Source organism: Amycolatopsis sp. NPDC048633 (assembly GCF_040650695.1).
Taxonomy (GTDB): domain Bacteria; phylum Actinomycetota; class Actinomycetes; order Mycobacteriales; family Pseudonocardiaceae; genus Amycolatopsis.
Map to the genome: position 1 here is coordinate 72609 of NZ_JBEZHS010000043.1, position 6632 is coordinate 79240.

Below are 6632 nucleotides of genomic sequence, written 5' to 3' on the forward strand. Positions count from 1 at the left end.
GACGACACGTATCGCCGACGTGCCACAGCCCGCCCGTCTCGCCGACTGACGCCATTGCGCTGGCGTCGCTGATCTCCATGTCACCAAGGTCGCAACTACGCAGTGCCAATCACAGTGTCACGAATGGTGACAACTAGGTGATGTGGTGATACATGTCCATCACCGTCACATCACTGCTGGTTGGCTCCGGGAGATGCCACACTGGGAGGCGACGGGTGCCGACCAGGCCGGGGAGGATAGAAGCATGGGCGACGGTCAGCCAAGCTGGGCTCGACGGATCCGCAGCATGCGAGAAGCGCGGGGTTGGTCGCAGGCTGAAGCTGTCGAGCAGATGCGCCGGCACTCGGATGGGGATCTGCCCGATCACGACAACCTGCTGCGCCGCTGGAAGGCGTGGGAGCGTGGCGAGAACAAGCCCGGCGGCCACTACGCGCCGCTGATCGCAACCACGCTGAACACGGCCACCAAAGCACTCTTCCCGCCCGAATCGTCCCGCAGCGACGCAGCGGAGCTACTCAGCGCAACAGGAATGGACACGCTCGAGATCGTCAGCCGACTTCAAGCTTCGGACGTGAACGACGCGACCTTGCAGGCTGTTCGAATCACCGTGGACCGGCTGTGTTCGGAGTACGCGCGGCAACCGCCGTTTGAACTGATCACCGAGGGGCGACAATGGTTGCGCCGACTTGTTGAGATGCAGGAACAACGGCTGAACTTCCGACAACGACGCGACACGTTGGAGCTAGCCGGCTGGCTCGCGCTGCTGGTGGGCTGCCTTGAGTACGACCTCGGAGATCGACGAGCAGCCGAGGGTACCCGACAAGCAGCGCTGAGCCTCGGCAAAGAAGTCGGTAGCTCCGGGATTATGGGTTGGGCACACGAAATGACTGCCTGGTTCTCCCCTCACTGCAGGCGACTACCGCGGCGTGCTCGCAGCCGGACAGGCCGGCGAACAGGTCGCCGGGACGCACAGCGTTTCGGTCCAGCTGATCGCCCAGCAGGCGAAGGCTTACGCGCGCATGGGTATGCCCGCTGAAATGAACTCCACTTTGGATCGCGGTCGCGTAGCCCTGGACAAGCTCGACTACCCATCCAATGTCGACAACCACTTCGTCGTTGACCCCTCGAAGTACGATTTCTACGCGATGGATTGTTACCGACACGTCGGCGAGGACCGTCTTGCACGTGAACTGTCGGAGGAAGTGATCCGCGTAAGCTCTGGCTTCCAAGATCATGACCGATGGCCAATGCGTATCGCAGAGGCGCAGATTACCCTCGATGTGGCCGCAGCACGTGAGGGCGACCTCGATGGCGCCGTTACGTACGGCCGACGCGCCCTTGCCAACGGTCGCCGATCGCTACCGTCGTTGACGATGGTCGCCCGAGATCTCACCGACGTGCTGCAGAGTCATTACGTCGGCGAAGCTCAAGTGGACGACTTCACGAGCGAGCTCCATGAGATCCAGCGACCAGCCTGAGGCAACGAATCTGCCGTCCAACTTCTCGCCATCAACTACCGTCGACGTCCCAGAAGAAAGCAACACTGGGCACAGCATAGGAACCAAATGGCTTTTCAAAAAGTCCTAGGCCTCGACCAGGACGACCTTGACCGAGAATTGTCGAATGCCCGCCCGCCCTCGACTGCGTCACCGGTTGCATGCCTTTTTTACAAGTCGCAAATTCAAACATTGAAGCAACTTCTGTATGGTCAAATGCAGAATAAAGATGTCTTAGCGCTAGCGAAGACGCTTGACAACATCCGTCATATTCTGCACGGCCGCAACGAAGCTACCGACACAGAAGCAGAAAGCAAGAATCAAGAACCTGGAGAGCATGAGAAGAAGGCTCTTGAGCGAGTCGCTTACTATAAGAAGGTCGCTCGTAGCGTATTAGGTGTTCAGCAACAGATGGTAGTCACCCGAGAAGTTGACAACCTGCTTTCATACTTGGCAGACATAGCGTCCTTGATCCACATCAAACGCCCGGAAACGTTGCGCAGCGGCGAACAGGTAAGCCTTGAAGATGTACTCCGACACGGCTCCCTCGAAGAGTTTATCCGATGGGCCACCGAAAAACGGATCTCAGACCTCTCATTTAAAGGGTTTCAAGATCTCGTAAATTACTTCCGAAAGTCCTTTGCATTTTCCATCGACTTCTCTGAGCCCTTGTGGCGAACACTATCCCGCGGCGTCGCGATCAGAAACATCCTGGTACACCGGAGAGGCGTCATTGACGAGCGCTTTACACGAGTACTTAAAGACGAGGATCTAACAGTTGGGCAAACGTACGCACTACACGTAAACGAAGTTGAGGAAATCGTGATAGCCACACATCGCGCAGTGCAACAAGTAGATCAGTGGGCTATTGCAAAATTTTCGATCGACACCACCGCGACCGAAGAAAGCCTTTGGTGGGCCCCCTTGCCCCACATTGGCCGCCCGACGTCACCTGAAACCGCAGGCAGCGAGGGATAACGAAAGTCCGCGCAGGGGACGGCGTGAGGATTGCACCATCGGCGCCCAAGTTTGATCCGATAAATCCTCACCAGCTGGCGCCGCCGGCGAAATCGCGCCGGCGCTCCGCAGCGCTTGCGAACAAAGTCGCCCGTCGTTCGCATTGCTCCGGACGTGGACCAGATGTGGACCAGCGCGACGGAAACTGCCGCGAACCCTGCGAGTTGAGTAGTATCCACCTTACTGCTTTTGTCGCTGTTTTCGCAGGTCAAGTACGCCGTTAAGTCCCGGGGGTCAAGGGTTTCCCGGGACATAGCGATCAAGTTCGGTGATCAGGCAAACGCTCACAGCATGCTCCAATCGATGACGCCGCTCGGGCTCATCGAGGAACGCGCCCTCATGCAGGAACTGTCCACGCTGGTGCGCCCACCATCGCACATCACCGTCCTCAACGCGGACGTCGTGCAACGCGAGATAGTCACGGATCGCCTCGAAACTGCCCTTCGCTTGGGTGTGGTCAACCCTGTTTCGCAGTCGCTCGCGCTCAGGCCTGGTTAGGCCGAAGGTCTCGAACACCCCTTCCAGGTTGGCGCGGAGGCGTCGACGCGCCCCCTTGCTCAGCCGGTCGAGCAGCGAGGTCTTCTCGGCGTCGACGAGTACCTCCAACGCAGCTGCGATAAGCGTGAACTTGACGACCTCGTCGCTGGCATTCTGCGCTGCGTGAAACAGGCGCAGCCCGTTGCGCAACCGAGGCGGCCACGCCCGCCGGCCCGCGTACCGGCGAACGTCTTCAGCCGGCGGGTGAGTGACAGTCGCAGCTCCGTGCATGTTGACGACCAGTCCAGCCCGGCGCAGCTCGCCGGTGGGATCAATCATTTCGGCTCCGGCCTCAGTCACCCCGCCGCCGACCACGTCGAACGGAGGCGGCGGGCCGTCGGCCTGGTAGCCAGCGTCCGTGCGGCGCACCTGCTGACGTGGGTCCCTGATGAACTCGTAGCCGCTAAATGTCGCGGCAAGGGTCATCATCAAGTCCAAGGCCGCCTCCTCAGCGGTACGCAACGCTGTTGAGGCGTCCGGCGCACGTGCGGGTACCTCCAGTACGACTTCCGCCTCGTCGATCGTCGCGGTAATGCCCTCCGGGAGTTCGAGTGGCGGTTGAAGGTGGTGATCATTGGTCGTCCGAATGACCAGTGTCACGACGTAGCTGCGGTCCGGCAGCTCGACGGCAGGTGACGTCGCGACGCTTTGACGTCCGCCGCTGGGTCGCTTGTGCTCAGACGTCTGGTCCATCATGCGGACTCAGTCGGATTGAAGCGTCCACGTGCTACAGCAGCCCTGCGTGCTCCCGCTGCGGTCTATTCATGGTCCACAGGTGTCGCGCCCGACCAACGGGCGCCGATCAGCAGCCGTAAAGGTATCCTGAGCTGCAGTCTTACCAGGCGCATCGCCAAGTTGGGCACTTGCTGCGACGGACCCAAACCCGTCGAATGTGAGCTCGAACCTCATCGCAGGAACCCCGGACGACCAGCGGGAACCAGCTTGGCACGAGGCAGAACGGGTCCCGGCAGGATTCGATTGCTGGCGGTGTCCGTCCATGTAGCGCATGAAAGCTCCGCAGCGATTGACTCTCCGTGACGAGATGGAGCCTGATGTGGTCTCGGTCGGTTTGGCAAAGCTGGCCGCCGGCGCGTGGAGTGCTGGTGCTTAGCGGGGTGGCGCTGGTGAGCGGGATAGCGGTGCTGCTCGGGTGGGTAGACTGGCCCGCGTTGGGGCGGTGGGCGCGCCCGTCAGCGGTGCCAGTGGCACTGTTTGCCGTCACCTTCACCGGGCTGGCGGTCGCGCGTCGCGCGCGGCGACGGGGGGAGCGGGCACCGCGGACCCGAGCTGCGGCGATGAGCTGGTGGCTCGTGGTCGTCGCCGCGATCGTGGTGGCCGCAGTGGGGTGGGTGGCGACCAGCTGGCTGCTCGGCGAGGCCGATCGAGCCGGCGATGCGGATAAGCGCGCGTTGGCGCGGGTCGAGGCGATCAAGACGGGGCTTGGGGTCGGCGCGGGCACCACCGGCATCTTCGCATTGCTGTTGGCGGTGCGGCGCCAGCAACATACCGAGAGCGACGCCACGGAGAAGAACGTCACCGACCTGTACACCAAGGCCGCCGACCAGCTCGGTTCTGCCGAGGCCCCCGTCCGGCTAGCCGGGCTGTACTCGCTCGAGCGGCTGGCCCACAGTAATCCCGGCCAGCGCCAGAGCATCGTCAACGTCATCTGTGCCTACCTGCGGATGCCCTTCGCCTTGCCTGGCACCGAGTCGACGCGCGCCAGCCTGGCCGATCAGTTCCAGGAGCACCAGGGGCGAGTACAGGAACGAGAAGTCCGTCTCGCCGCTCAAGACATCCTCGTCGAGCACCTCCAGCCCCGACTCCATCGGAAGTTCTGGGAGAACATCGAACTCAACCTCGCGAACGCTCACCTGATCGACTTCAAGTTGGCGCACTGCCGAGTACGTACCGGCAGCTTCGTCGCCGCGACCTTCACCGGCGGGGCCGAGTTCGCCCACACGACCTTCACCGACCGAGTCGGATTCGTCGGCGCAACCTTCACCGGCGACGCCCGGTTCGACAATGCGACCTTTGGCCCTGCCGAGTTTGCCCAGGCGACCTTCAGCGGCGACGCTGGGTTCTCCCACGCGACCTTCACCGGCGACGCCGAATTCGAGAGCGCAACCTTCGCCGGCGGTGTCAGATTCATTGCTGCGGCCTTTACCCGCCGCGCCCGGTTCTCCCACGCGAACTTTGGCGGTGACGCCGAATTTGGCGGCACGACCTTCAACTGGGGAGCCACGCTCGCTGACGCGACGTTTGTCGGCGAAGCCAACTTCGGCAACGCGAAATTTGCGGGTGATGTCAGCTTCCACAATACGAATTTCACTGGCAGCGTAACGTTCATCAGCGCGACCTTCACCGGCGACGTCAAGTTCCGCGGCACGACCTTTGTTGGCGACGCCGTGTTCGGCAACACGACTTTCGCCTACTCCCCCTGGTTCTTCAGCGCGACCTTCACCGGCGACGTCTGGTTCGATGGCGCAACCTTCACCCGGGGGGCTAGGTTCGGCGACACGAGCTTCACCGGCGACATCAGGTTCGTCAGCGCGATCTTCGCTGGTGACGCCAACTTCGCCGACGTCACCATCACCGGCGCTGCCAAGTTTGACGCCGCGACCTTCACAGGCAACTCAGGGCTCGTCAGCGCTAACGTCATCGGCGGCGTCAGATTCGCCCGCGCGACGTTCGTCGCCGACGCCGTATTCATGGGCGCGGCTTTCAAGGCCGACTCGTTGCCCACCAGCGTCGTCACGGTTCCTGCCGACGTCGACACACTCACAGGCAACGTGCCGGATAACGTGCTACCACCCGGTACGTGAACCAGCCGACAGGGTCCACCCGACCTGACAACCGCCACCCGGGGGTGGCGCAACGCGAAACGACGCGTGTCGACTCCGCCCGTGGACCAGGTGTGGACCAGCGCAGCAGCAACAGCCGCGAAACACGCAAGTCGAGTACACTCAACTACACCACTCAAGTTACTGTTTTTGCAGGTCAGGCACGCCGTCAAGTCCTGGGGGTCAAGGGGTCGCAGGTTCGAATCCTGTCAGCCCGACGGACAAGCCACGTCTACGCAGGTAGACGTGGCTTTCGTCGTATCTGGGGTCGCTTCGGACGGCAGTTTGCCCACGTTCTGCCCACATGTCCGAGGCTGACCATCGCGCTGACATGCTTGCCGACACCTGGGCACTTCGGGTGTCCAGGACGGCCGCGACCTCATCGATGCAGCCCGGGCTCAGGCGACCGTGCTGCGACTACTTGGCTCCGCAGTACCCGTCGGAGGCTTCGACATACGCAGACTCTTCAGGGATTTGACCAGGCCGTCCGGGGCTCTCTGAGCACTTGATCGCGACTCTCGACACCCCTTCGGTGATCGCTCGATCTGCGGCTGTCCTCTCAGCGCGAAGCATGTGTTCAGAGTTTCTTTTCTTGTTCAAGGCGGCCCCTCCGGGGCCGCGCCGCTATCGGCCGGCACGCGCGGGACCCGCCTCCGGCACCCACGCCCGGGACTTCCTGGTCCGGCTGGCCGGCGAGTTCGACCTCATGGCGAAGTGAACTGCTTCCCGTCGTGCCAGACGG

Annotated in this window: 5 protein-coding genes; 4 read left to right on the forward strand and 1 reads right to left on the reverse strand. The window is 62.2% G+C overall.

What is annotated here, in order from left to right:
* Nucleotides 1-244: 244 nt before the first annotated feature.
* From AB0C38_RS43565 to AB0C38_RS43575, 3 genes are all read left to right on the forward strand, one after another.
* Nucleotides 245-1036: a hypothetical protein gene (locus AB0C38_RS43565; protein ID WP_360685362.1), complete on the forward strand. Its 792-nt coding sequence runs from the start codon at nt 245-247 to the stop codon at nt 1034-1036.
* 1 nt (nt 1037) lies between these two features.
* The gene (locus AB0C38_RS43570) at nt 1038-1478 is read left to right on the forward strand and encodes a hypothetical protein (protein ID WP_360685365.1); all 441 of its coding nucleotides are present in this window, start codon (nt 1038-1040) and stop codon (nt 1476-1478) included.
* A gap of 210 nt (nt 1479-1688) precedes the next feature.
* Nucleotides 1689-2474: a hypothetical protein gene (locus tag AB0C38_RS43575; protein ID WP_360685368.1), complete on the forward strand. Its 786-nt coding sequence runs from the start codon at nt 1689-1691 to the stop codon at nt 2472-2474.
* A gap of 273 nt (nt 2475-2747) precedes the next feature.
* Here the strand turns inward: AB0C38_RS43575 and AB0C38_RS43580 are convergent, their stop codons facing one another.
* A complete protein-coding gene (locus AB0C38_RS43580; RefSeq protein WP_360685371.1) occupies nt 2748-3746 on the reverse strand; it encodes a hypothetical protein in 999 nt (332 codons plus the stop codon).
* A gap of 599 nt (nt 3747-4345) precedes the next feature.
* Here AB0C38_RS43580 and AB0C38_RS43585 point away from each other — a divergent pair.
* On the forward strand, nt 4346-5872 hold the full coding sequence (locus AB0C38_RS43585; RefSeq protein ID WP_360685374.1) for a pentapeptide repeat-containing protein: 1527 nt from the start codon (nt 4346-4348) through the stop codon (nt 5870-5872).
* Nucleotides 5873-6632: the final 760 nt, after the last annotated feature.